The following is a 25396-nucleotide window of genomic DNA, read 5'->3' as shown; positions in this document are numbered from 1 at the left end:
ACAACCATAGACCCCATCAGGCCTTGGCAGGACAAACTCCCAAGGCCTTCGCCGCTACCAAGACCACCGCGATCCAATCAGCGAATTAGTGAACATCGACAGCAATGACGGAGAGCCAGGCAGCGGCGCATTCCCTCTCTTGTCCCGGACACGCTGCAGCGTGAAACGCTGCTGCGCAGAGCCGGGACCCACGCGACACGCAGCGATCAGCAATATGGGCCCCGGCTCTGCAGCGCACCGCCAGGAGGCGCTGCGTCCGGGGGCACGAGAGCATTTGCGCAGGTCCCTGCCGCACATCCCACCACTAACCCGACCACGGCGTGCTCGCCAAACACTCCTCCGCGCCTGCTGCTGCTCAGCCAGTAACTTGCATTTTGCAAGCCACTCCCCTACCTTCCCGCCATGCAGCCCAAATCCCCCTCCATCCTGGAATGCCCGGTCGGCCGCGCCGTGGAGACGGTCGGCGAATGGTGGAGCATCCTGATCTTGCGGGATGCCTTCCAGGGCGCGTCGAAGTTCGACGAATTCTCGCAAGGCCTCGGCATCGCGCCGAACATCCTGTCGCGGCGCCTTGCCCATCTCACCGAGAGCGGCATGTTCGTCCGCCGCCGCTATCATGAACGGCCGCCGCGGTACGAATATGTGCTGACGGAAAAGGCGCGGGATTTCTTCCCTGTGGTCGTGGCGCTGCTGGCCTGGGGCAACAGGCATCTCGCGCCCAGGGGCGAATCCATCGTGCTGGCGAATCGGAGTGACGCTCGCCCGTTCGATCCAATCGTGGTCGATGCCGCCGACATGCGCCCGATCACCCTCGCCAATGCGGTCGTCGTCCCGGGTCCGCGCGCCAGCCGCGGGATGCGCAAGCGGCTCGGCTCGCTCAAAGCCATGAACCCGGCCGTCGCGCCGGCTGGAGACTGACATGCGTCGTATCGTCGTGACGGGAATGGGGGCGGTGTCGCCGCTCGGCTACGGTGTTGAACTCTCCTGGCGCCGGCTACTCGCCGGCCAGAGCGGGCTGCGCCCTCTGCCGGAATGGGCGCAGGCACTGCCCGCGCGGATTGCCGGTCTCGTCCCCGACAAGGCCGATGATGCCGAAGGCGGCTTCGATCCCGCGCAAGCGGCCGCGCCAAAAGACCAGCGCAAGATGGACCGCTTCATCCTGTTCGCGCTGCTCGCGACCGCAGAGGCTGTCGCGCAGGCCAAATGGGCGCCGCAGGACGCGAGCGCACAGGAACGCACCGCGACGATCATCGCTTCCGGCGTCGGCGGCTTCCCGGCAATGGCGGAGGCGGTGCGCATCACCGAGCAGCGCGGCGCGCGCCGGCTCTCGCCCTTCACCATCCCCTCGTTTCTCGCCAATCTCGCCGCCGGCCACGTCTCGATCAAATACGGCTACAAGGGTGCGCTGGGCACACCGGTCACGGCCTGTGCCGCCGGCATCCAGGCGATCGGCGATGCCGCGCGCATGATCCGCGCAGGCGAAGCCGATGTCGCGATCTGCGGCGGCGCGGAGGCTTGCATCGATATCGTCAGCATCGGCGGCTTTGCCGCAGCCCGCGCGCTGTCGAGCGGATTCAACGACGAGCCCGCGCGCGCCTCGCGCCCGTTCGATCGCGACCGCGACGGCTTTGTCATGGGCGAAGGCGCCGGCATCCTCGTGATCGAGGAGCTGGAGCATGCGCTGTCGCGCGGCGCCTCCCCGATTGCGGAAATCGTGGGCTACGGCACGACGGCGGACGCCTATCACATGACGTCGGGCCCGCCCGACGGCGACGGCGCCCGCCGCGCCATGGAGATCGCGCTGCGCCAGGCGAAGCTCGCGCCCGCGGATCTGCAGCATCTGAACGCGCATGCGACGTCGACGCCGGCCGGCGACGAAAGCGAGCTCGGCGCGATCGCCGCGCTGTTCGGCCGCAACCGGAACATCGCGGTGAGCGCGACCAAATCGGCCACCGGCCATCTGCTCGGCGCCGCCGGCGGCCTCGAGGCGATCTTCACCGTCCTCGCCTTGCGCGACCAAATCGCGCCGCCGACGCGCAATTTCGAAAACGCAGATCCCGGCGCTGATGGCATCGACATCGTCGCAGGCAGCGCGCGGCCGATGTCGATGCTCAACGCCATCTCCAACGGATTTGGCTTCGGCGGGGTGAATGCCAGCGCGATCTTCCGCCGGATGGGCTGAACGAGAGGCCTTGCAATCGCGGCCCGCTTCGTTACCAAAACGGGATGATCGAAACGAATTTCTGGCTGTTCCTGGCCGCAGCGTGTCTCATTGCCGCCGTTCCCGGCCCCGGCATTTTCTATGTCGCGGCACGGACCTTATCGGAGGGACGCGCCAGCGGCTTTGCGTCAACCGCGGGCACGGCGCTGGGCGGGCTGGTTCATGTCGTCGCGGGCAGCCTCGGCATCTCCGCGATCATCCTTGCCAGTGCGGAGCTGTTTGCCGTCGTAAAATTCATCGGCGCGCTCTATCTGGTCTGGCTCGGCATCAAGACCTTCCGCAGCGCCGGACGCGCGCTCTCGCTGGAGAACGAGCCCGTCGGCGACAGGCGCGCATTCCGCGACGGCGTGCTGGTCGAGGCGCTGAACCCGAAGACCGCCGCATTCTTCCTCGCCTTCATTCCGCAGTTCCTCGATCCCGCGGGATCGAGCCCCACGCTGCTATTCATCGTGCTCGGCGCGATCTCGGTGACCCTGAACACGCTCGCCGATGTCGTCGTGGTGCTGATGGCAACCGCAACGCGCACGCAGCTGATTGGCAGGCCGCATCTGATGCGGCGTCTCACTCAGGGTTCGGGCGTCTTCATCGCCGGCCTTGGCCTCTCGCTCGCGCTGACGCGGCGGCCGGTGCAGGGCTAGCGAAGGTTAGCAGATGCGCTTGCTCCGTCTTCCATTGTACATTGGAAGGCGATCCATGGAGCGAGGTCGATGATGACATCACGGGTAGAAACGCTAACTCCACCGAACACGCCAAAACCGATCGGCCCCTATAATCACGTTGCCAAGGTCGGCGAACACATCTGGATCGGCGGTACCGCGGGCTTCGATCCGGAGACGGGACAGCTGGCCGGCTCCGATGTCGCCTCCCAGACGCGGCAAATCTTCAGATCGTTCGAGGCGATGCTGGCTGCGGTGGACTCCGACCTCAACCACGTCACCCACATCAACGTATTTCTCAAGCAGATGTCGGACTTCGACGTGATGAACGCAGCCTATGTCGAGATGATGGAGGAGCACCGGCCCGCTCGTACCGTGTTTGCCGTGCAGGAGCTTCCGAAACCCGGCGTCCTGCTGACCATGAATCTGACGGCTGTGACGAGACAAGCAGCCTCGCCGGCGACGCGATAGGCGAAGATCGAAAGAAAGGGGCCGAAGCCCCTTTCTCAGGTTTCACCAGTGGTGCCAATGATGCCAGCGGTGCCAGCGAGCCCAATGATGCCAGCGCCAGCCGTCACCCCAATGATGGTGCCAGCCGTAACCACCCCAGTCGTGCGGATGGTAGTAGCCTCCATGGTAGTGCCGTTGCCAGCAATGGCCCCATTCATTGCAGACATAGCCGGTCGGCACCTCGATCGGTGCTGCTGACGCAGCCCCGCTCGACAGCGTGACCCCGCCAAGTGCGGCAAGGCCGACAAACGCAGATACAAGTTTCATGATGTTCACCTCCTAACATCCGTTGGAGGCGACGAGTGCGTCCTGCGTTCGGCGCCTTACGCAGGTTTAATACCGATGAACGATTTCGATGAGGCGATCCGCTCGCGATGACGGCGTGCGCGCGACATTGTCGCCATTGGCCCGAAAGACTTTCCGACCCGTAATGACCAAGATGTAACGCGTGGAATTCGAACGACCCATCGCGCGCGACCCACCCATGGTTGTTGCGATGGAGAGTTCGATGAGGATGATGTCCTGGTCGCGTTATCGCCTCCTGACAAGGTCGTTGTCGCGCACCGCGCGTCGCTGTCACGACGCGAAGATGCGCAAGACCCGGCAGCACCGACGCGCCATGCGCCGCCTTGCCGGCACGAGCTCGCCGCCGAAGCGCCCGTGACCTGCGGCTTGCTTGTGGAATGGCCGGCAGCAGGCTACTCCAGTCATGCTGTTATCTCGTCTGGCATTTCGAAGGATCGGCGCCCGATGCTCGCCCCGCAAAGTCGCACTTACGAGTCCCACGGCCTGCGGCTGCATTATGCCGATTGGGGCAATCACGGCGCGCCCGTCGCCATCCTGGTCCATGGCGGCCGCGATCATTGCCGGAGCTGGGACGCCATCGCCCGCTCGCTTCAGCCGCATTTTCACGTGCTCGCGCCCGATCTGCGCGGTCATGGTGATTCCGACTGGACCAAGGGCGGCAGCTACGCGCTGACCGAGTATGTCTACGATCTCGCCCAGCTCATTCGCAGCATCGCAGCGCCTCAGGTGACTCTGATCGGTCATTCCATGGGCGGCATGGTGAGCCTGATCTTTTCAGGGTCGTTCCCCGAGCTGGTCACGAAGCTCGTCGTCCTCGACGGCGTCACCATGTTGCCGGACACCCCCAAAACGCCGACGCATGAGCGCATCAGCAAATGGGTCAGCCAGCTCGACAGGCTGCACGACCGCACGCCGCGCCGCTATTCGACCCTCGAAGACGCGGCCGCGCAGATGGTGCTTCACAACAAGCGCCTCGCCCGCGACCTCGCGCTGCATCTTGCAACGCACGGCTCGCGGCGGAATGAGGACGGCACCTATAGCTGGAAGTTCGATCCCTACCAGCGCGCCTCTGCGCCGCACCGGCTCTGGCCGGACGATCACGTGGCGCTGTGGTCGCGCATTGCCTGCCCGACGCTGCTGCTCAATGCCGGTGAAAGTTTTCTCGCCGGCGCTAGGGCCGCCGGCCTGGAGCGCTATTTCCCGCAGGCACGCATCGAAACCATCGCCGGCGCCGGACACTGGCTGCAGCATGACAAACCGGAAGAGGTCTTGAGTGAGATCCTGCGGTTCCTTGGGCTGGCCGAGGGCTAATCCAGACCAGCCGCGACATCGCTGTGCGCTTCCGCCAGAAATGGCGCCAGCGCCGGATTGAGATTGCCCGGCCGCCATGCGACGACGTGCTCGATGATCGGCGCATCTTCGAGATCGCGGAAGGCCAGGTTTGCAATTCCGAGCTTCGCCATCGACCGCGGTACCAGCGCAATGCCGAGATCCTCCGCCACGAGGCTGACGATGGTCTGCTGCAGTTCGACTTCGAGCCTGAACGTCGGCTCGAACCCGCCCGAACGACAATAGCCGGCGATCGACTGGCGCAGCCTCGGCCCGACTTTGTCCGGCGCGGCGATGAAGGCTTCACCATTGAGCTGCCCCGCAGATACCGTCTTCCGCGCGGCGAGCGGATGACTGACGTGCAACGCAAGGCTGAGCGGCTCACGAAAGATGACTTGCGTCGCAAGACCGCGCACGGGACCGGGATCGAACAGGATCGCGGCATCGAAGCGCCCGGTCAGCACCGCGTCGCCGAGGATTCCCGGGATCACCTCGCGCAGCTCAACGCGCACGCCGGGATGGCTCGCCATGTAGCGCCGCGTCAGACCCGGCAGAACCGTGTAGGCCGCGTGCATCATGAAGCCGACCGAGAGTTCGCCGATTTCGCCCCGCTCGGCCATGCGCGCGTTCTGGCAGGCCTGATCGAAGCCGATCAGCACCGCCCGCGCGTCCTCCAGGAAGCGCCGGCCCGCTGGCGTCAGCGTCGCACGCCGCGACTGGCGATCGAACAGGCGAACCCCGAGTTCCTTCTCCAGGGCCGCGATCTGCCGGCTGAGCGGCGGCTGGCTGATGTGGAGGCGCTCGGCAGCACGGCCGAAATGCAACGTCTCGGCGACGGCCACGAAGTAGCGCATCTGTCTGATGTCGATCATTTTATACCGAAAAGGTATGAAGCAGTGCAGCAATCAGTATTGGATGATATCGATTGGATTGGATAGGGCTAATTCGTCCCTCCAATGCTTGGTTTCCCGATGCTCTCCACCCTCGCGGCCGTCCTCCCCATTTTCGCGCTCATCTTCGCCGGCTGGCTGGCCCGGCGGATCGGCGTCCTCGGCCCGCATGCCACCGGCGAGCTGAACCGCTTCGTCGTCTATCTCGCCCTTCCCGCTCTGCTGTTCGACATCGTCGCCCACGCGCAATGGGCCGAGGTCTGGCAACCGCGCTTCATCGCCGCCTTCGGCATCGGCGCGGCGCTGGTGTTCTGCCTGACCATCGCCGTTCGGCTGCGCCGCCCGCGCCATCTCGCCGACGCTGCCATCGACGCGCTCAATGCCGGCTACGCCAACACCGGTTTCGTCGGTTTCCCGCTTGCGCTCGCGGCGCTCGGCCGCGAGGCGCTGGCGCCGACGCTGATTGCCACGATCATCACGGTCTGCGTGCTCTTTGCGATCGCGATCGTGCTGATCGAGACCGGGCTGCAGACCGAGAAGCGGCGCAGGCACCTCGTCACCAAGGTCGGCGGCTCCCTGCTGCGCAATCCGCTGCTCGTCGCTCCCGCCGTGGCTGCGATCGTTCCGGTCACCGGTCTCAGCGTGCCCGATGCCGCCGAAAGCTTCCTGAGACTCCTGGGGGGCGCGGCCTCACCCTGCGCCCTTGTTGCACTCGGGTTGTTCCTTGCGACCAGGCGCGAGAGTTCGGAAACGAACGTCGGATCGGCGGCGCTGCTCGTGAGCTTCAAGCTCGTGCTTCAGCCGGCTATCACCTGGGTGATGGCGACCGCCGTGTTCGGCCTCTCCCCGCTGCTCACGCATGCAGCCGTGCTGCTGGCCGCGCTCCCGACCGGTACGGGCCCATTCATGCTGGCGGAGTTTTACAAGCGCGAGGCGGCGATGACGTCCAATGTCATTCTGGCATCGACAATCACGTCGATCGTGACCATCAGCGGCTATCTGGCGCTGGCAAGGTAGCGATCGTAGCCCGGATGGAGCGCAGCGTAATCCGGGGCCGCTGCGGCTGAAGAATCCCGGATTGCGCTTCGCTCCATCCGGGCTACGTATCGCGGCCGAGGAAAGACCTAACTCAACGTCCCCGCATGCACCCACCAGCCGGAGTGGTTGCGCCGGATCTTTTCCGCGGCGGCATGCGCCTCGTTCGCTGCGCCGTAGATCGCAAAACACGTCGCGCCGGAGCCGGACATGCGGGCAAGCTTGACGCCGGCCGAGTCACGCAAGGCTTCCAGCACCTCGCCGATCACAGGCTCGATCCGCAGCGCAGGGGCTTCGAGATCGTTGGCCACGGTTTCGAGAACGTCGACCCAATCGGCAATGGAGGCGCCCTCGTCCGGCCAGGCCGGCGCGTCGAGGACGGAGGTGGCTCCCACCAGCAATTCGCCGTTGCGCAGGCCCAGCGCCTGGAACACGTCCTTGGTCGCGACCGGCACGCGCGGATTGACCATCACGCAGGGCATGCTCGGCAGCGCGAGCGGCAGCAGCTGCTCGCCGACGCCGGTCATGTCGCAGGCGCGCGAGACCAGGCACACCGGCACATCGGCGCCGGTCGCGAGTGCGACTTTCTGCAAGCGCGGATCATCGAGCGGTAGATTGTTGAGACGGGCGAGCAGCCGCAGCGCCGCCGCGGCATCGGCCGAGCCGCCGCCGATACCGGCCGCGACGGGAAGCACCTTGTCGAGCGCGAAGGCCCCGAGCTTCAGGTCCGGCACGGACTCGGCCAGAAGCCTGGCCGCCTTGACCACGAGATTGTCGGCCATATCGCCGCAGGCCGCGGCCAGCGGCCCGGTGGTGACGAGCGTCAGTTCGCCGCCCGGCTCCAGCGTCAGCTGGTCCGCGCAGTCGGCAAACGCGACCACGCTTTCGAGATCATGATAGCCGTCGCCACGACGGCCCACCACGCGAAGGCTCAGATTGACCTTCGCGCGCCCTTCTTCAATCAACGCCGACATTGGCGATCAGCCCCCAAACGCACTCTTAGCCGCCCTTGCCGTCGTCCTTCTTCTTGTCCGCCTGCGCGGCCGAAGAGTTCGAATCGTCGGTGAGACCGTTGGTGAGCTTGGCCTCGATCTTCGGAAGCTCCTCCGGCTCGGGCTTGAGATCGCGGGCGTGGGCCCACTGGAATTTTGCTTCCAGCGTACGGCCGACGCGCCAATAGGCATCGCCGAGGTGATCGTTGATGGTGGGATCCTCGGGCTTGAGGTCGATCGCGCGCTCGAGGTTCTTCACCGCCTCTTCGTAATTGCCGATGCGGTAATAGGCCCAGCCGAGGGAGTCGACGATGTAGCCGTCGTCGGGACGCTGCTCGACGGCGCGCTTGATCATCTTCATGCCTTCGTCGAGGTTCACGCCCTGGTCGATCCAGGAATAGCCGAGATAGTTGAGGACATGCGGCTGGTCGGGCTGGAGCTCGAGCGCCTTCTTCATGTCGGCTTCGGCCTTGCTCCACTCCTTGGAGCGCTCCTCGCAAATGCCGCGATAATAATACCAGACGCTGTTGGCCTTGTCGTTGCCGGCCGGCAGCACGTCGATGCCCCGCGAATAGGTCGCACCGCAATCGCCGAACTTCTTGCGACCGCGCTCGATATTGCCGAGCGCCATGATGGCTTCGAGATCCTTGGAATCGTCCGATGTGACGCCCTTGAGGATCTTGATCGCCTCGTCGGTGCGGTCGGCGGAATCCAGATCGATGGCGAGCTGGATCTGCGCATTGCGCTTCAACGGCGAGCTCGCGGGCACCCGCTCATAAACCTTGATCGCCATCTGCGGCCGCTTCACCGATTCATAGAGATCGGCGAGCGAGAGCAGCGCCAGCGGATGGGTCGGCTGGAGATAGAGCGAGAGCTGGAGATAGACCAGCGCCAGATCCTCGCCGCCGCGGCGGGGCAGCGTGGCGCCGATGCCGTAGAGCGCTTCGGCGGCACCGGCTTGCGCGGAGTCGGCCAGCGGCGGCATCTTCTTGCCGGCCTTGGTGTCGCGCAGGCCTTCCACGATCAGCGGATGGCGGGCGAGCTTCTTGTCGAAAGCCTGGTAGACGGTGGTCGCGGCCGCGGAATCCTTGTTGCGCGACAGCCAGCGGGCATAGGCCTCGGTGACGCGCAGCATGGAATCGTCGAGCTTGTAGGCGCGCTCGAAGCGGACGCCGGCGTCCTTCTCCTTGCCGGAGAGCTCGAGGATCATGCCGGCATGGAGGTCCTTGAACAGCGGATACCATTCCGGACCGGCGAGCTTGTCGATGGTGGCGACGCCGCCCTTGGCATCGCCCGCGCCATAGGCGGCCCAGCCCGACAGCAGCGTGGCGACGAGATCGGTGATCGGACCGCGGATCGACTGGTTGATGTTGGTTTGCGCGGTCGCGTATTTCTTCATCTTGAGATCGTGCACCCCGACGACGAGACGCGCGACGCGGTTGGTCTTATCGATGGTCAGGATGCGCTCGGCGAGCTTGACCGCCTCGTCGATGTCACCGTCGGCAACCGACGAGATGAAGGCGCGATCGAGCAGCTCGTTGTTCTTGGGATCGGTGCGGAGGGCCGAACGGTAGAAGGCGGCGGCCGAGGCCGCATCGCGCTCGACGCTGGCGTGGCGGGCAGCGAGATAGCTGCCGGAGGTCGTCAGCGACTTCAGATCGTTCCGGGTCGGAAATTGCGCCGCCGTGTCGGACGGATGATCCGGCGTCTGCGCCAGGACCGCGCCGGGGACCGTCGCAATCGCGGTGCCCATGAGGGCGATGGCGGCAACAGTCCAGCGGTTGAAACGATTTGAGAACATCAGGGGCTCGCCTTGAGTTGTAGTGCCTGGGTTTGCAGCAGTAGGCCGTATCGCATGCGAACGCGGCCGGTGGCATGGGGACCCGGAACCGTCGGGCCGACAATGCCGCTTTTGGCGCTTCACCGCAAGGATTCGGGCATGCGATCCCCTCCGCACGCCCCAAATCGGCCGACAACGCCCCAAGACGCTGCCAGTATGGCCTTATCGTGGCCGCGGGCCGCTACCCCGAGCCGGTTCTCACGCGAACGTGCGTCACAATGCCGGGGGCACGTCACATTGGCCCCGGCTTGATCGCTTTGGTCCAATGATCCCGGCTTACATGGCCTAGCTTACATGGCCTCGTAGTTCGGACCGCCGCCGCCCTCCGGGGGAACCCAGGTGATGTTGCCGTTGGGGTCCTTCACGTCGCAGGTTTTGCAGTGGACGCAGTTCTGGGCGTTGATCTGGTAGCGCGGGCTTGAGCCTTCCTCGACCCACTCATAGACCCCGGCCGGGCAATAGCGATTCGAGGGACCGGCGAACACGTCGTGCTCCGACGTTTTCTGCAGGTTCATGTCGGCGACCTTGAGATGGACCGGCTGGTCCTCCTCATGATTAGTGTTGGACAGGAAGACCGAGGAGAGCTTGTCGAACGAGATCTTGCCGTCCGGCTTCGGGTAGTTCTTCGGCGCGTGGCCCTTCGCCGGATCGAGGGTGGCGCGATCGGGCTTCGCATGCGACTGCGTGCCGAACAGCGAGGCGCCGAACAGCGAGGCGCCGAACAGCGTGTTGCACCACATGTCGAAGCCGCCGAGCGCGACGCCGAGCACGGTGCCGAACTTCGACCACAGCGGCTTGACGTTGCGGACCAGGAACAGATCCTTGCCGACCGACGAGGACCGCCAGGCGTTCTCGTAGTCGACGATCTCGTCATTGGCGCGATCGGCAGCAAGGGCCGCCGCGACATGCTCTGCGGCGAGCATGCCGGTGCCCATCGCATTATGCACGCCCTTGATGCGGGGCACGTTGACGAAGCCGGCCGCACAGCCGACCAGCGCGCCGCCGGGGAAGCTCAGCTTCGGCACCGACTGATAGCCACCTTCGGTGATGGCGCGCGCGCCATAGGCGAGCCGCTTGGCGCCCTCGAAGGTGCCGCGGATCGAGGGATGGGTCTTGAAGCGCTGGAACTCGTCGAACGGCGACAGATACGGATCGTCGTAGTTGAGATGCACGACGAAGCCGACGGCGACGAGATTGTCGTCGTAGTGATAGAGGAACGAGCCGCCGCCGGTCTTCAGGTCGAGCGGCCAGCCGAACGAATGCTGGATCATGCCCTTCTGGTGCTTGGCGGGATCGATCTGCCAGACTTCCTTGAGGCCGATGCCGAACTTCGGCGGCTCGCTCTTCGAATCGAGTGCGAACTTCGCGATCAACTGCTTGGTCAGGCTGCCGCGCGCGCCTTCGGCGAACAGGGTGTACTTGCCGAGCAATTCCATGCCACGGGTAAAGGAGTCCTTCGGCTTGCCATCGCGGCCGATGCCCATGTCGCCGGTGGCGATGCCCTTCACCGCGCCCTGCTCGTCATAGAGCACCTCCGCTGCGGCAAAGCCCGGATAGATCTCGACGCCGAGCGCCTCGGCCTTGCGCGCCAGCCAGCGGCAGACATTGCCGAGCGAGCCGATATAACAGTGATGATTGTCCATCAGCGGCGGCATGATGAAGTTCGGCAGCTTGATCGCGCCGCCTCCCGTCATCCAGTAGAAGCGGTCGTCCTTCACCTGCGTCTTCAGCGGACAGTCGGAATCCTCGCGCCAATCCGGGATCAGCTTGTCGAGCCCGGCCGGATCGATCACGGCGCCGGAGAGAATGTGCGCACCGACCTCGGAGCCCTTCTCCACCACGACGACGTTGAGATCGGCATTGAGCTGCTTCAGCCGGATCGCAGCCGCCAGGCCAGACGGGCCGGCGCCGACGATGACGACGTCGAATTCCATGGATTCGCGCGGGGGAAGTTCTTCGGTGCTCATCTGATCTCAGCCCTTGAGACGGTTCCTCGTCATTTGCGCCCCCCTTGTTTCCGATTTTTCCGGGTAGGACAACCACGGAAATGCGTTCCACTGGGATGCAAGGCACCCCAAACTGATATAGTAAAAGTCTGACTTTCCAAATGATCCCCGAACCCGCACCCACCGTCCGAGAGCTTCTCGCCTTCTATCTGGAGGCCGGGGTCGATTGCGCGCTCGCGGAGGAACCTGTCGACCGCCTGGCGGAATTGGATACTCCGCCGCCGGCCCCACGCGCCGCACCTCCGGTCGAGGCACCACGGCCTGTTGCCGCGCCCGCGGTGATGCGCGGCGAGGCCGCACCCGCGCCCGACATTGCGATCGCCTCCGCACGCGAGGCCGCGCGCACCGCGCCGACGCTCGAGGCGCTGCGCGAGCTGATGCAGAATTTTGAAGGCTGCGCGCTGAAACACACCGCGACGCGGCTGGTGTTCGCCGACGGCAATCCGCAGGCGCGCATCATGTTCGTCGGCGAGGCGCCGGGCCGCGACGAGGACATCGAGGGGCTGCCCTTCGTCGGGCGCAGCGGCAAACTGCTCGACCTCATGATCGGCGCGATCGGCCTCAACCGCACCACCGCCTACATCGCCAACGTGATTCCCTGGCGGCCGCCCGGCAACCGCACGCCGACGCCGCAGGAGACGCAGATCTGCCTGCCCTTCATCCAGCGCCAGATCGAGCTGGTGAATCCTGACGTGCTGGTGACGCTCGGCAATCCCTCGACGCAGACGCTGCTGTCGACGCGCGAGGGCATCATGCGCACCCGCGGCCGCTGGTTCGACTACGAGACGGGAGGGCGCACCATCCGCGCACTGCCGACGTTCCATCCGGCCTATCTCTTGCGCTCGCCATCGTACAAGCGGCTGGCCTGGCAGGATCTGCGCGCGATCGCGAAGGTGCTGGCGGGATAATGCTCTCGTGTCCCGGACGCGGTGCGGCACGCAGTGACGCTCCGCAGAGCCGGGACCCAGAAAGCAACACAGTACGATGCGGCGCGATGGGCCCCGGCTCTGCAGCGCACCGCCATGGCGCGTCGAAGACGCGCGTAAACGCGCTTATGGCGTTGCGCAGCGTCCGGGGCACGAGACCGATCTACGTCCCCTTCGGCCGCACGATGGCCCAGCCGATGCGCAGCAGCTGCTGGCGGCCGGTCACCAGCCATTCAAACGCGCGCGGCACTTCCGGAACGATGCCGGGAAAGCGCGCGAGGATTTCCGGCGGCGGGGTGCCGGCGGTGTCGGAGGCGCGCCAGACCACGACGCCGCCGGTCTCGCTGAACTTGGCCTGATTGATCCACGGCGTGCGCGCGGGCTGGGCATCGATGAAGAGATGCGGCCGGCCGGAATGCAGCGTGATCAGGCTCGCGAGCTGGGTCTCGCCGGCGACCGCGCGCAGGCGATGATTGGTGCGGCGGGCAAAGCTCTCGTCGAAGAAATCCGAGATCGCGCGCGCCGGCATCGAGGTCGCAATCTCGTTGGCGCCGGTCAAGGGCAGGAACAGCACGGCGAATACGACGCCGGCTGCGGGCGCCACGACGGCGGCAGCCCACACGGTCCGCAGCACCCGCGCGCGGCGCATCGCGATGAGGTCGCCGGCCGTCACGACCACGGCGAGTCCCGACATGACCAGCACGACGCCGGCGCCGCCGACGACGGCATCGAGCCCGAGCACGCCGGAGATCAGGACCGCGCCGAGCGCAGGTGCCAGCGCGAAGAAATAGACGAAATTGTGCGCGAGCGGCTCGACCGGCGGCCGGTAGATGATCGGCGCTTCCTCGCCCTTGGTGACGAACAGGCCGCTATTGAGAAAGGTCAGCGCCGGGACCGCCGCCGCGCCGAGCACGAGCCCGCCGAGCAGCCAGGCCGCGTGCAGCGCGCGGGCGTTCAGCTCGGCGACCTCAGGCAGGGTCGGCATGACAAGCGTCTCGGCGCGCATCAGCCAGATCGCATAGGGCAGCGCCAGCACGGCGACGACGATCAGCGCGAACAGCGGATCGAGCGCGCGCAGCGTCCGGCGTCCGCCGGCGGTCGAGATCGCGAAGACGACGAGCAGGAGGAGAAGGAAGATCGCCGCGGGCGTCGTCAGCAGCAGGAGGCCCGCTTCGATCGACCAGGCGAACCAGGCATTGCCGCGGCGCTGGCCGATGATCTGCCAGGAATGCAAAAGAAGAAGCGCCCAGAGCGGCCGTGCCAGCACCAGCGGGCCAAAGTCGAGCGCCGGCGAGGAGAAGGCCAGCACCGTCATGGTCAGCAGCACGGCGAGCACCGCCTGCTGTGAGCCGACCACGGCGCGGGAGAGATGATAGAGCGCGATGAAGGTCGCGACCTCGCAGAGCTGGGCGAGGACATAGACGCCGAACATGTGGCCGCCCGCGGCGCGGTAGGCGATGTCGGCGAGCCAGATCGGCAAGGGCGGGCCCAGATCGGTACCGACCTGGTACTCGCGGCCGAACGCGAGCAGGGTCGCGAGCGTGCCGGGCGGGCTGCGATAGAACACCAGCGCCACGAACAGCCACATCGCGGCCTGGAGCAGCACGACGATCCACACGATCAGCCGCGGCCGGGCGCGAATGAGCTCGATGACCAGGGAGGTAAACCGCATGCAACGTCCGAAAGATGCAGCCAACCCGTCCAGCCGGCCCTATTCGCTCACATCTGTTTTGATAAACGGCGCTGCGCGTTGTGGCAACGACCGTCTGCCCTAGAGGCCTGCTGACGCATCAATTTCAACGCTTGCTTCCACCTGCACCTCGACCTCGGTCACCGCAAACAGGTCCCGCACCGGCTCGACGGTCCAGGGCATGTGCTTGGCGCGGGCGGCGGCGACGGGGGCGAAGAAGCTGCGGTGGTGGATGGTGGGACCGAGGCGGTCGAGCGCATCGAGGTGATCCGGGACGGCGTAGCCCTTGTGCTGCTCGAAGCCATAGCCGGGGCAGTCCTGCGCCAGTGCGCACATCAGCCGGTCGCGCGTCACCTTGGCGATGATCGAGGCTGCGGCGATCGACAGGACAATGCCGTCGCCGCCGATCACGGCCTCGCAGTCGCAGGCGGTATCGAGCCGATCGCGGCCGTCGACAAACACATGACGTGGCGCGTCGGGCAGCGCCACCACGGCGCGCTTCAGCGCCCACAGCGAGGCACGCAGGATGTTGTCGCGGTCGATCCGGGAGCGCGAGGCGACGGCGACCGAGACCTGCGCGGTGGCGCAGATCTTGTCGAACAGTCTTTCCCGCTCCTCGGCCGTCAGGCGCTTGGAATCGTCGATGCCACGGGGAATGCGGTCGGGATCGAGAATCACGGCGGCCGCGACCACGGGTCCGGCGAGCGGCCCACGGCCGGCCTCGTCGCAGCCGGCAACCGGCCAGATGCCGCGCTTGATCAGCGCGCGCTCACGGCGGAAGCTTGGCGATGCGACGGCGATGATGGCGCCCTGCCTGCCGGCCGGGGCCTTAACGGCCGCCCCCTTGGCCGCCTTCACGGGCGCTGCCTTCTTGGCGGCATCCTTCTTCGACGCGCCCTTCTCTGGCGCGTCTTTGGCCGGCTTCCTGGTCGACTTGTCCCGAATCATGGCCGGGATCGTGCGCAAGCGGCCCGGCCGGCGCAACCGGGAACCCCGGACAATTCCCGTTATTCAGACCAGCCGCCTACTCGGCCAGATGCACCCGCCGGTCCTCTCCGACCTCGATGCTTGGCGCGACCACGACTTCCCAGGGATGGCCGTCGGGGTCGGCGAAATAGCCGGAATAACCGCCGTAGTCGGTCTCATGCGCCGCTTTCAGCAGCGCGGCGCCCTTGCCGACGGCGAAGGCCAGAACCGCATCGACCTCGTCGCGCGTGGCGCAGTTCCAGGCGAGCGTGATGCCGCGGAAGGTCGCGGGCCTCGGATTGTCCGGTAACTTGGCGTCGGCCGCGAGTTTATCCCAGTGAAACAGGGCCAGCACCGGGCCGCCGGTATCGTAGAAGGCGACGACCTCGCCGGTCGCCTTCAGCCGACGCGCGAAGCCCAGCGCGTCATAGAAGGCGATGCTGGCACGAATGTCGCTCACACCCAGTGTGATGACGGTGAGCCGCGGCACCGGCGCGGCAAGTTCCTGACTCATGCTACGCCTCTTCCGTTTCCCGATCAGAACAGGCTGAGCTGATCGCCGTTCCGCTTCGGCCTCGCAAAGTGATCCGTCGTCAGCTTGGAGCGCCGCTTGTTCAGCCCAAGCCTGTCGCAGGCGATCTCGAAGCGACGGCCGATGGTCCAGGCCATCGGTCCGGTGCCCTTCATCCGCTCGCCCCATTTCGCGTCGTAATCGCGGCCGCCGCGCATGTCGCGGATCAGGGTGAAGACGTGGCGGTAGCGGTCCGGATAATTGGCCATCAGCCATTCGCGGAAGAGATCGCGAACCTCCAGCGGCAGGCGCAGCAGCACGTAGGAGGCTTCCTTGACGCCGGCATGGGCGGCGGCATCGAGAATGCGCTCGATCTCGGAATCGTTCAGCGCGGGGATCATCGGCGCGACCATCACGGTGGTGGGAATACCGGCCTCCGAGAGCTGCTTCAGCGCCTCCAGCCGCTTCGGCGGCGTCGCCGCGCGCGGCTCCATGGTGCGCGCCAGTTTCGGATCGAGCGAGGTGACCGAGATCGCGACCTTGGCGAGGTTGCGCTTGGCCATCCGCGCGAGAATGTCGATGTCGCGCACCACCAGCGCCGACTTGGTGACGATGCCGACGGGATGGCCGGCGCGCTCCAGCACTTCGAGAATGCCGCGCATGATTTTGCGCTCGCGCTCGATCGGCTGATACGGATCGGTATTGGTCCCGATCGCGATCATCCGCGGCTCGTAGCCGGTCGCGGCCAGCTCCTTCTCGAGCAGCGCCGGCGCATCTGGCTTGGCAAACAGCTTTGACTCGAAGTCGAGTCCCGGCGACAGGCCGAGATAGGCGTGCGTCGGCCGCGCGAAGCAATAGACACAGCCGTGCTCGCAGCCGCGATAGGGATTGATCGAGCGGTCGAAGCCGATATCGGGGGATTCGTTGCGGGTGATCACCTTGCGCGAGGTGTCGACGCCGACGGTGGTCTTGAACGGCGGCAGCTCCTCCAGGCTCTGCCAGCCATCGTCGAAGGCGACGCGGGCCTCGGCCTCGAAGCGGCCGCTGGCATTGGACTGGGCGCCCCGCCCTCGCCTGCGCTGCTTGTCGATGGCGACCGCCAGTTCGGGAAAATCAGAGTCCGCACCCGCCGGCTCGGAGGGCGCCGTGACCGGCGGGTGCTTGAGAGCATGAGAGGATGCTGGACTCATGAAGCCAAGATAGCACGCAAAAGGAACAAATCAAGAACACAAACGAAAAACTGAAAAACAACCCCATGCACAGTAGCCGCCCAAATTTCGGGCGCGGTCCCTTGACCTCACGCAACACACCCGTCGCGGCGATCCTGTTCGATGCCGGACAGGGATCAATCGCGCCGGAACAAAGTTGGTGACGATCGCTGGGTGAAGGTCAGCAGGAACATGACAAATCAACGACAATCGGCCTCAGGGAGCAGCGACCTCGATCTGCTCGATCGCTATTGGCGCGCCGCGAACTACCTCTCCGTCGGGCAAATCTATCTGCTCGACAATCCGCTGCTGCGCGAGCCGTTGCGGCCGGAGCACATCAAGCCGCGCTTGCTCGGCCATTGGGGCACGACGCCCGGTTTGAACTTCATCTACGCCCATCTCAACCGCGTCATCCGCGCGCTCGATGTCAGCGTGCTCTATATCTGCGGTCCCGGCCATGGCGGCCCGGGCATGGTGGCCAACACCTATCTCGAAGGCAGCTATAGCGAGATCTATCCTGACGTCGCGCGCGATACGGACGGATTACGAAAACTTTTCAGGCAGTTCTCCTTCCCCGGCGGCATTCCGAGCCACGCGGCGCCGGAAACGCCGGGCTCGATCCACGAAGGCGGCGAGCTCGGCTACGCGCTGGTGCACGCCTATGGCGCCGCATTCGACAATCCCGACCTGATCGTCGCCTGCGTCGTCGGCGATGGCGAGGCGGAGACCGGCCCGCTCGCGGCGTCCTGGCACTCGAACAAGTTCCTCAATCCCGCCCATGACGGCGCCGTGCTGCCGATCCTGCATCTCAACGGCTACAAGATCGCGAACCCGACCGTGCTCGGACGGATGCGCGACGCGGAGATCCGCGACCTGTTCCGCGGGTTCGGCCACGAGCCGCTGTTCGTCGAGGGTGACGACCCCAAATTGATGCACCAGGCCATGGCGGACGCGCTCGACGTCGCGCTCGCCAGCATCCGCTCGATCCAGCAGCATGCCCGCGACGGCCGCAAGAGCGTCGAGCGGCCGCGCTGGCCGATGATCGTGCTGCGCAGCCCGAAGGGCTGGACCGGCCCGAAGGAGGTCGACGGCAAGAAGGTCGAGGGTTTTTGGCGCGCGCATCAGGTTCCCGTTGCGAGCTGTCGCGAGAACCCGGCGCATCTGAAAATCCTCGAAGACTGGATGCGCAGCTACGAGCCCGAAAAGCTGTTCGACGGCAGCGGCGCGCTCATTCCCGAGCTCCAGGCTCTCGCGCCCGAAGGTAACAGGCGCATGGGCGCCAATCCGCACGCCAATGGCGGGCTGTTGAAGAAGGAACTGAAGCTGCCGGACTTCCGCAGTTTTGCCTTGGACGTGCCGCAGCCCGGCGGCGTCACCGGCGAAGCAACGCGCGAGCTCGGCAAATTCCTGCGCGACGTCATCCGCCTCAACGCCGAGGCGCGCAACTTCCGCATCATGGGCCCGGACGAGACCGCGTCAAACCGGCTCGATGCCGTGTTCGAGGCGACCGAACGGGTCTGGATGGAGCCGACGGAGCCTTACGACGTCCATCTCGCACAGGACGGCCGGGTGATGGAGGTTCTGAGCGAGCATCTCTGCCAGGGCTGGCTTGAGGGCTATCTGCTCACGGGACGGCACGGCTTGTTCTCCTGCTACGAGGCCTTCATCCACATCGTCGATTCCATGTTCAACCAGCACGCCAAATGGCTGAAGGTGACGCGACATCTGCCCTGGCGGCGACCGATCGCCTCGCTGAACTATCTCCTAACCTCGCATGTCTGGCGGCAGGACCATAACGGCTTCAGCCATCAGGATCCCGGCTTCGTCGATCTCGTCGCCAACAAGAAGGCCGACATCGTCCGCATCTACTTCCCGCCCGACGCCAACACGCTGTTGTGGATCGCCGATCACTGCCTGCGCACCTATGACCGCATCAACGTCATCGTCGCCGGCAAGCAGCCGGCGCCGCAATGGCTGTCGATGCAGGAGGCCGCCACGCATTGCGATGCCGGCATCGGCATCTGGACCTGGGCCGGCACGGAGGATGCGGATGGCGAGCCCGACGTGGTGATGGCCTGCGCCGGCGACGTGCCGACATTGGAGACGCTCGCCGCCGTCGATCTGCTGCGCAAGGCGCTGCCCGACCTGAAGATCCGCGTCGTCAACGTCGTCGACCTCATGACGCTGCAGCCGAAGGACCAACACCCGCACGGCCTGCCCGACCGTGACTTCGACAGCCTGTTCACATCAGACAAGCCCGTGATCTTCGCCTATCACGGCTATCCCTATCTGATCCACCGGCTGACCTATAACCGCACCAACCATGCCGGAATGCATGTGCGCGGCTTTGCCGAGGAAGGCACCACGACGACGCCGTTCGACATGGTCGTGCTCAACGGGCTCGACCGCTATCACCTCGCGATCGAGGCGATCGCGCGCGTGCCGGGTCTGGCGACCAGGGCCGCGCAGGTGCAACAGCGGTTCCGCGACAAGCTGATCGAACATTCGCACTATGTGCGCGAACACGGCGAGGACATGCCTGAAATCCGCGACTGGGTCTGGCCGGGCAAGACGGGTTGACGTCATGACGGCGTCGGTCCTCGTCCTCAACTCGGGCTCGTCGAGCATCAAGTTCGGCCTCTTCGACATCGCGGCGGACGAGCCTGCCCTGCTCTGCAAGGGCCTGCTCGACGAGCACGAGGCGAAGCCGCGGCTCGTGGTGAAAAGCCCCGCGGGCGGAGACCTGTTCGAGACACAGAGGGAAGCATCCGATGCGGACAGCGGCCATCTGTTCGCGGACGTGCTCGGCTTCATCGAGGAGCGTTTTGCCGACCATCGCCTGCGCGCCGTCGGTCACCGCATCGTTCACGGCGGGCCGGATTATTCGGCCCCGGTTGAGCTGACTGACGACGTCTACGCAAAGCTGGACGCACTGACGCCACTGGCGCCGCTGCACCAGCCGCGGTGCCTTGAACCGGTCCGCATCATCAGGGCAATAAAGCCCGACCTGGCGCAGATCGCCTGTTTCGACACCGCCTTTCATCACAGCATTGCGCCACCCGCGAGCCGCTTCGCGCTCCCGCGGCGCTATGAAGAGCGCGGTATCCGGCGCTACGGCTTTCACGGCCTCTCGTTCGAATATGTCGCGGGGCGCCTCGCGAAAATCGCGCCGCAGCTCGTTGCCAAGCGAACCGTCATCGCGCATCTCGGCAATGGCGCCAGCCTGTGCGCCTTGCGCGATGGCCGCAGCGTCGACACCACGATGGGGCTGACGCCGCTCGATGGCCTCGTGATGGGTACGCGCTGCGGCACGATCGATCCCGGCGTGCTGCTCTATCTGCAACAGCACGAGAGGATGCCGGTCGAGGATGTCCAGCACCTGCTCTATCACGAGTCAGGCTTGCTCGGCGTCTCCGGGATCTCCGCCGACATGCGGACGCTGCTTGCGAGCGGCGAGGCAGCGGCACGCGAGGCGGTCGATCTTTTCGTCTTCCGCGCGGCGCAGGAGATCGCGGTGATGGCGACCTCGCTTGGGGGACTGAACTGTCTCGTCTTCACCGGCGGCATCGGCGAACATGCCAAGGAGATCCGCAGCGCCATCGGCGGGCGGCTTGGGTGGCTCGGCGTGCGCATCGATGCGGCTGCGAATGGCGAGGCGCGCGAGCGCATCAGCAGCGGCGATAGCGCTGTTGATGTCTTCGTCATTCCGACGAATGAGGAGCTGACGATCGCTCGGCATTGCGCGGCCGTGCTGCGAGCGAAATGAAAGCCCGGACGACCGCTGCATCTTTCCCTTCTCCAATGGGAGAATTTCAGCGCGCCATAACTTGTCGCAGCGCTGCTGCGCCACTGTTGAAAGGACCATGGCGCGCAAAGCAAACGATTTCGCCATCGCTTCGAGCACCATGGGCCAACTACGTCGCTCCGCTCAGTACGGAGAGTACCCGCCCGGGCAAACATAGTTTCCGTAAGCATCGTAGCCGCAGCCGCTGCGGTAGTAGGCCCCCGTCGCAGCTGCGCCGATCGCTGCGGCCCCCACTGCCGCCGCACCTACGCCATAACGATATCCACGATACCCTGCATAAGCGCCCCGATAGCCATAACGCCCGCCGCGCACGGCGACGGCACCGCCCCGGTATCCACGCGCCGCGACCGCGCCCCCGTGGTAGCCTCCTGCTCGCACGGCACCGCCATGGAAACCTCCAGCGCGCATGCCGCCGCCGCGACCGCCGCGGGCAGATGCGTCATCGGGAGTGAAGGCGACAAGCAGCATAGCTGCGGCTGCCGAAGCGATGAGAGCTTGACGCAACATCAGCGTACTCCTTCTTCGAGGGAGGAAGCCGCGGACAGCTGTACATCGCGTTGACCGCGGGTCCGATCGGAGTCTCGTGCGCTGGAGCTTCGCGCCTTTGATTTGGATCAACGTTCATCTACATGAACGACGGTTCCCCTTTCGCGCCGCCCGCACAGTGGCGTGCAAGCCGATCTCAAGCCGATCTAATGCGTGCCCGACAAGATCTGGATGCACCCTATCACGACCTCGATCACGATCAGCACCACCACTGCGATTTCGAGGCGCAGCGAGCGCTGGGTGTCGATGATGTCGGTGAGCGCGTTGGCGGTTTCCGACACAGCGGTGAGCTTGCGCTCGAGCGTGTCGAGGCGCTCCTTCAATTCGTACTCGTCTTCGAGACGGGCATAGAGGCGGTCGAGCTCTGGCTTCTCCCAGAGCACGTCCGGTTTCTCGGCCACCGCGACACGGCCGGCGACGCGCTGCTGGACCAGAAGCGCATTGCCGATCAGTTGCAGGATGTTCTTGCGCCGGGGCGGGGTGCGCCCCTGCTCGGCGAGCTTGCGCGCGAAGGGCTCGATCACGTCGAAGACCGCGGCGACACGCCGCTCGTCGCGGGCGAGCGAGGTGCTCTTGGCGAGCGCATCCGCAATCAGCAGCAGCCGGTCGTCGGAGAACTTGGCGAGGCAGATCGGCCCGCCGGGCTGGATCGCCTCCGCGCTCTCGTCCTTGCACAACTGCGCCTGCGCGGTCTCTTCCTCACGAGGACTGAGCTCGCCAATCACCCGCGGCTTCAGGCTGTCGATCAGCACCTTCTCTTCCGATGGAAGCAGGCCGATCAACACCACGACGCCGTAGCGGAAGATGACCACGAGGCCGGCATGGACGCGGAAGGCGGCCGGCGTCGAGGACACCGGCGCGCCGAGCTCCAGGCCGGAGGCGTTGATGCGCTCACCCAGCATCACGGCGCGGATCCGCAAGGTCGGCGCCGCCCTGTCCGGCCGGGGAGACGTTGTCGGCATGTTAACGGCAAGTTGATCGGCGTTCATTCGAAGCCCTCATCGGCACGGTAAATTGCACGATTGTCTGGTCCCGCGCTCGTCCGTATCGCATCCTCTTCCTGCAGGATCACGAATAGCCTGTGTGCCGCGCAATATTGCGGCCGAACTCCGGATCGATACCGTCAGGACGCGCCTGTGCCGAAACATTCGGCAACATCGAAACCCCGCGTGGAACACATTTGGATGCGACGGTTCTGGCAGTTTACCATCGAATGCCGGCGCACCCCCGGAAAGTTGCACTCGGCAGCGCCGCGTGTTTATGACAACATCATAACAAGCTACGCTTCTCCCGAAGTGCGGACATCGAAGCCTCAATCATGCTGAGCGTCATCATACCGACCGAGGGCGTCGAGCAGACGGCGGTCGCAACCCTCGCCGCGCTGGTGCCCGGCGCCGCCGCTGGCGTCATCCGCGAAGTGCTGCTGGTCGACGGCACCCGCAACGGCGTCATCGAGCGCGTGGCGGACGTTGCAGGCTGCCGTTTCATCGGCTTCGAGGGATCCTCCCAGGGCGCCGCGCTTGCCGCCGGCGCGCTCCAGGCCCGTTCGCCGTGGCTGATGTTCCTCCCCGCCGGCGCGGTGCTGGAAACCGGCTGGATCGAGGAGACCACCCAATTCATCCAGGCTGTCGCGACCAGCGGCCGGGATCGTGCGGCGGTGTTCCGCTACGCGCGCTCGCCCTACGCCGATACCGGATTCCGCGACATGCTCCGCGCCGTGGTGCGCAAGCTCGTCGGCCCCCTCGGCGATCAGGGACTTTTGATCGCCCGCGATCATTACGACCGGATCGGCGGCTACCCGCCCCAGGCCCGCCGTTCCGAGGCGCGGCTGCTCCGGCGGCTCGGCCGCTCGTCCCGGACCATGCTGCGCAGCCGGATCGTCATGGTCGGCTGAGGTCCCCGATCTGATACTTGCCAAAGTCAAATAATTGTTTGACAATGGCAAGTATCGAGGTGACCCATGCCATCAGCCCTTTCGTCATCCAGCCCTTCGCCATCCGGCCCTTCTTCGACCGAACAGGTCGCTGACGACCAGGTCCAGGCGGTTCGCGCCTTCAACCGCTTCTACACCCAGAAGCTCGGCGTGCTCGACCAGCAGCTCCTGAAGAGCCCGTTCTCGCTGAGCGAGGCGCGCGTGCTCTACGAGCTGGCCCATGGTGGCGAGCAGTCGGCCAAGGAGATCGGCATCGCACTCGGGCTCGACGCCGGCTACCTCAGCCGCATCGTGCAGAACTTCGATGAAAGCGGCCTGATCGCGCGCAAGCCGCTCCCGAGCGACCGCCGGCAGGTTCAGCTGAGCCTGACCGCGAAGGGCCGCCAGGCCTTCGCCAGGCTCGAACGCTCGTCCCAGGACGACGTCGCCGCGATGCTGCGGCCGCTGCCGGATGAGGAGCGCAGCAAGCTCACCGGCGCGATGGAGACGATCGAGCGGCTGCTCGCCATGCCGCGCAGGCCATCCCCGCGCGCGACCTTGCGCGAGCCTCGCCCGGGCGACATGGGCTGGGTGGTGCAGAGCCACGGCGCGCTCTACGCCAGCGAATACGGTTTCGACTCCGGCTTCGAGGCGCTGGTGGCCGAGATCGTCGCCAAATACATGACCTCCTACGATGCCTCGCGCGAGCGCTGCTGGATCGCCGACATCGAGGGCCGGCCGGTCGGCTCGGTGTTTCTGGTCAAGGCCAGCGACGACGTCGCCAAGCTGCGCCTGTTGCTGCTCGATCCGGCCGCGCGCGGACAGGGGCTGGGCCAGCGGCTGGTCGCCGAATGCGTTTCCTTCGCGCGGGCCTGCGGTTATCGGCGGATGACGCTGTGGACGCAGAGCAATTTGGTCGCTGCGCGAAAAATCTATCAGGATGCCGGCTTCAAGCTGACCGCCACCGAGCCGCATCGCAGTTTTGGCCAGAACCTCACCGGCGAAACCTGGGAGCGCGATCTCTGATGCGGCGGCACGCGCTCATCACGGGAGAGCTCGTCGATCTCTACAAGCGCCGCGCACGACGGCTGCACGCGGAAGCGTGCCGGACTATGTGGCGCGTGGTGTGGAGCTCGCTGCGGCGGAAGAGCTAGTCACTGGCGCAGCCGGCCCGATGCGCATGACTGTGCCCTCTCCCCTTGCGGGAGAGGGCAGCGACGCTGGCAAATGCAAGCTCACTTGGGTGAGGGGTATGTCTCCGAGTACTCCGTGTGGATGGATACCCCTCATCCGGCGCTTCGCGCCACCTTCCCCCACAAGGGGGGGAAGGGAAGAAAGAGCTTCGGCGTCCGCACCTACACCGTCGCGCCCTGCGCCTTTGCCCTTCGCAGATGCTCGTCCAGGCGCGGCATGATCTCGACGAAATTGCAGGGACGCGTGCGGTAGTCGAGCTGGGCCGCGAGGATGCCGTCCCAGCCGTCGCGACAGGCGCCGGGCGAGCCCGGCAGGCAGAAGATGTAGGTGGCGCCGGCGACGCCGGCAGTGGCGCGGCTCTGGATCGTCGACGTCCCGATCTTGGCGTGGCTCAGCATGTGGAAGGCGATCGAGAAGCCGTCCATGCGCTTCTCGAACAACGGCTCGATCGCCTCCGGCGTGACGTCGCGTCCGGTAAAACCGGTGCCGCCGGTGGTGATGACGACGTCGATGCCGGTATCAGCAATCCAGCGGCGGATCACAGCGCGGATCGCCTCGACGTCGTCGGTGACGATTTCGCGCGCGGCGAGATGATGGCCCGCCGCGGTGAGGCGGTCGGCCAGCGTCTGGCCGGACTTGTCGTCGGCGAGCGCGCGCGTGTCAGAGACGGTGAGCACCGCGATGTTGAGCGGGATGAATTGTTTCGACTCGTCGATCGAGGCCATTGGTCCTTCCTCTCGTGTCCCGGACGCGATGCAGCGCGTCAGCGCTGCGTCGCAGAGCCGGGACCCAGAGCTGAGAAACCGGCATTGTGGGCCCCGGCTCTGCAGCGCATCACTTCGTGCTGCGCTGC

Annotated in this window: 23 protein-coding genes; 12 read left to right on the top strand and 11 right to left on the bottom strand. The window is 65.8% G+C overall.

What is annotated here, in order from left to right:
* Positions 1–402 precede the first annotated feature (402 nt).
* The 4 genes from QJT78_RS19190 (at position 403) to QJT78_RS19175 (ending at position 3348) form a co-directional block, all read left to right on the top strand.
* Positions 403–918: a helix-turn-helix domain-containing protein gene (locus QJT78_RS19190; protein ID WP_028150754.1), complete on the top strand. Its 516-nt coding sequence runs from the start codon at positions 403–405 to the stop codon at positions 916–918.
* A gap of 1 nt (position 919) precedes the next feature.
* The gene (fabF, locus tag QJT78_RS19185) at positions 920–2182 is read left to right on the top strand and encodes a beta-ketoacyl-ACP synthase II (protein WP_028150753.1); all 1263 of its coding nucleotides are present in this window, start codon (positions 920–922) and stop codon (positions 2180–2182) included.
* Positions 2183–2226: 44 nt separating this feature from the next.
* Positions 2227–2859, top strand: coding sequence for a LysE family translocator (locus QJT78_RS19180; protein WP_028150752.1), 633 nt, complete (start codon positions 2227–2229; stop codon positions 2857–2859).
* Positions 2860–2928: 69 nt separating this feature from the next.
* Entirely contained in the window at positions 2929–3348 is a 420-nt protein-coding gene (locus QJT78_RS19175; RefSeq protein ID WP_240537815.1) for a Rid family hydrolase, read from the top strand.
* Between the two features lie 42 nt (positions 3349–3390).
* Here the strand turns inward: QJT78_RS19175 and QJT78_RS19170 are convergent, their stop codons facing one another.
* Positions 3391–3654, bottom strand: coding sequence for a hypothetical protein (locus tag QJT78_RS19170; protein WP_080586836.1), 264 nt, complete (start codon positions 3652–3654; stop codon positions 3391–3393).
* 483 nt (positions 3655–4137) lie between these two features.
* Here QJT78_RS19170 and QJT78_RS19165 point away from each other — a divergent pair, with 483 nt between their 5' ends.
* Positions 4138–5004, top strand: coding sequence for an alpha/beta hydrolase (locus QJT78_RS19165; protein WP_028150749.1), 867 nt, complete (start codon positions 4138–4140; stop codon positions 5002–5004).
* Here the strand turns inward: QJT78_RS19165 and QJT78_RS19160 are convergent.
* The gene (locus QJT78_RS19160; RefSeq protein ID WP_038945337.1) at positions 5001–5894 is read right to left on the bottom strand and encodes a LysR substrate-binding domain-containing protein; all 894 of its coding nucleotides are present in this window, start codon (positions 5892–5894) and stop codon (positions 5001–5003) included. The genes QJT78_RS19165 and QJT78_RS19160 overlap by 4 nt on opposite strands.
* A gap of 99 nt (positions 5895–5993) precedes the next feature.
* On the opposite strand from QJT78_RS19160, the gene QJT78_RS19155 reads away from it, so the two are divergent.
* On the top strand, positions 5994–6929 hold the full coding sequence (locus tag QJT78_RS19155) for an AEC family transporter (protein ID WP_028150747.1): 936 nt from the start codon (positions 5994–5996) through the stop codon (positions 6927–6929).
* 107 nt (positions 6930–7036) lie between these two features.
* Here QJT78_RS19155 and QJT78_RS19150 read toward each other — a convergent pair whose 3' ends face one another.
* The 3 genes from QJT78_RS19150 to QJT78_RS19140 all read right to left on the bottom strand — a co-directional run bounded on the left by QJT78_RS19150 (position 7037) and on the right by QJT78_RS19140 (position 11746).
* Positions 7037–7921 (bottom strand): 4-(cytidine 5'-diphospho)-2-C-methyl-D-erythritol kinase, encoded by an 885-nt coding sequence (locus tag QJT78_RS19150; protein ID WP_028150746.1) that lies wholly within the window; start codon positions 7919–7921, stop codon positions 7037–7039.
* A 25-nt stretch (positions 7922–7946) separates the two neighbouring features.
* Positions 7947–9740 carry a tetratricopeptide repeat protein gene (locus tag QJT78_RS19145; protein ID WP_038945339.1) on the bottom strand — a complete coding sequence of 598 codons (1794 nt, stop codon included), beginning with the start codon at positions 9738–9740 and terminating at the stop codon, positions 7947–7949.
* A 329-nt stretch (positions 9741–10069) separates the two neighbouring features.
* Positions 10070–11746 carry an electron transfer flavoprotein-ubiquinone oxidoreductase gene (locus tag QJT78_RS19140; protein ID WP_281460275.1) on the bottom strand — a complete coding sequence of 559 codons (1677 nt, stop codon included), beginning with the start codon at positions 11744–11746 and terminating at the stop codon, positions 10070–10072.
* A 140-nt stretch (positions 11747–11886) separates the two neighbouring features.
* Here QJT78_RS19140 and QJT78_RS19135 point away from each other — a divergent pair, with 140 nt between their 5' ends.
* Complete coding sequence (locus QJT78_RS19135) at positions 11887–12693, top strand: uracil-DNA glycosylase (RefSeq protein WP_028150743.1); 807 nt, start codon at positions 11887–11889, stop codon at positions 12691–12693.
* Positions 12694–12874: 181 nt separating this feature from the next.
* Here the strand turns inward: QJT78_RS19135 and QJT78_RS19130 are convergent, their stop codons facing one another.
* The 4 genes from QJT78_RS19130 to QJT78_RS19115 form a co-directional block, all read right to left on the bottom strand.
* Positions 12875–14383, bottom strand: coding sequence for a glycosyltransferase family 39 protein (locus tag QJT78_RS19130; RefSeq protein WP_028150742.1), 1509 nt, complete (start codon positions 14381–14383; stop codon positions 12875–12877).
* A gap of 99 nt (positions 14384–14482) precedes the next feature.
* Complete coding sequence (locus QJT78_RS19125) at positions 14483–15349, bottom strand: ribonuclease HII (RefSeq protein WP_038943461.1); 867 nt, start codon at positions 15347–15349, stop codon at positions 14483–14485.
* Between the two features lie 76 nt (positions 15350–15425).
* A complete protein-coding gene (locus QJT78_RS19120; protein ID WP_038943460.1) occupies positions 15426–15881 on the bottom strand; it encodes a VOC family protein in 456 nt (151 codons plus the stop codon).
* Between the two features lie 23 nt (positions 15882–15904).
* A complete protein-coding gene (locus QJT78_RS19115) occupies positions 15905–17068 on the bottom strand; it encodes a PA0069 family radical SAM protein (RefSeq protein ID WP_028150739.1) in 1164 nt (387 codons plus the stop codon).
* 210 nt (positions 17069–17278) lie between these two features.
* Here QJT78_RS19115 and QJT78_RS19110 point away from each other — a divergent pair, with 210 nt between their 5' ends.
* Together QJT78_RS19110 and QJT78_RS19105 are read left to right on the top strand one after the other, a co-directional pair.
* Entirely contained in the window at positions 17279–19666 is a 2388-nt protein-coding gene (locus QJT78_RS19110; RefSeq protein ID WP_038943457.1) for a phosphoketolase family protein, read from the top strand.
* A gap of 4 nt (positions 19667–19670) precedes the next feature.
* On the top strand, positions 19671–20852 hold the full coding sequence (locus tag QJT78_RS19105; protein WP_028150737.1) for an acetate/propionate family kinase: 1182 nt from the start codon (positions 19671–19673) through the stop codon (positions 20850–20852).
* Positions 20853–21583: 731 nt separating this feature from the next.
* On the opposite strand, the gene QJT78_RS19095 is transcribed toward QJT78_RS19105, so the two are convergent.
* Complete coding sequence (locus tag QJT78_RS19095) at positions 21584–22426, bottom strand: RMD1 family protein (RefSeq protein ID WP_028150735.1); 843 nt, start codon at positions 22424–22426, stop codon at positions 21584–21586.
* 329 nt (positions 22427–22755) lie between these two features.
* Here QJT78_RS19095 and QJT78_RS19090 point away from each other — a divergent pair, with 329 nt between their 5' ends.
* From QJT78_RS19090 to QJT78_RS19080, 3 genes are all read left to right on the top strand, one after another.
* On the top strand, positions 22756–23331 hold the full coding sequence (locus QJT78_RS19090) for a glycosyl transferase (RefSeq protein WP_028150734.1): 576 nt from the start codon (positions 22756–22758) through the stop codon (positions 23329–23331).
* 66 nt (positions 23332–23397) lie between these two features.
* The gene (locus QJT78_RS19085; RefSeq protein ID WP_028150733.1) at positions 23398–24375 is read left to right on the top strand and encodes a helix-turn-helix domain-containing GNAT family N-acetyltransferase; all 978 of its coding nucleotides are present in this window, start codon (positions 23398–23400) and stop codon (positions 24373–24375) included.
* Positions 24375–24503 carry a hypothetical protein gene (locus tag QJT78_RS19080; protein ID WP_272481406.1) on the top strand — a complete coding sequence of 43 codons (129 nt, stop codon included), beginning with the start codon at positions 24375–24377 and terminating at the stop codon, positions 24501–24503. The genes QJT78_RS19085 and QJT78_RS19080 overlap by 1 nt, the downstream gene beginning before the upstream one ends.
* 201 nt (positions 24504–24704) lie before the next feature.
* On the opposite strand, the gene moaB is transcribed toward QJT78_RS19080, so the two are convergent.
* Entirely contained in the window at positions 24705–25268 is a 564-nt protein-coding gene (moaB, locus tag QJT78_RS19075; RefSeq protein WP_014497360.1) for a molybdenum cofactor biosynthesis protein B, read from the bottom strand.
* Positions 25269–25396 lie beyond the last annotated feature (128 nt).

It is taken from the genome of Bradyrhizobium sp. Mp27, from assembly GCF_029953005.1.
GTDB classification, from domain to species: Bacteria; Pseudomonadota; Alphaproteobacteria; order Rhizobiales; family Xanthobacteraceae; genus Bradyrhizobium; species Bradyrhizobium barranii.
Note: the sequence above shows the minus strand (reverse complement) of the source record. Positions and strands in the feature narration are given on the sequence as shown.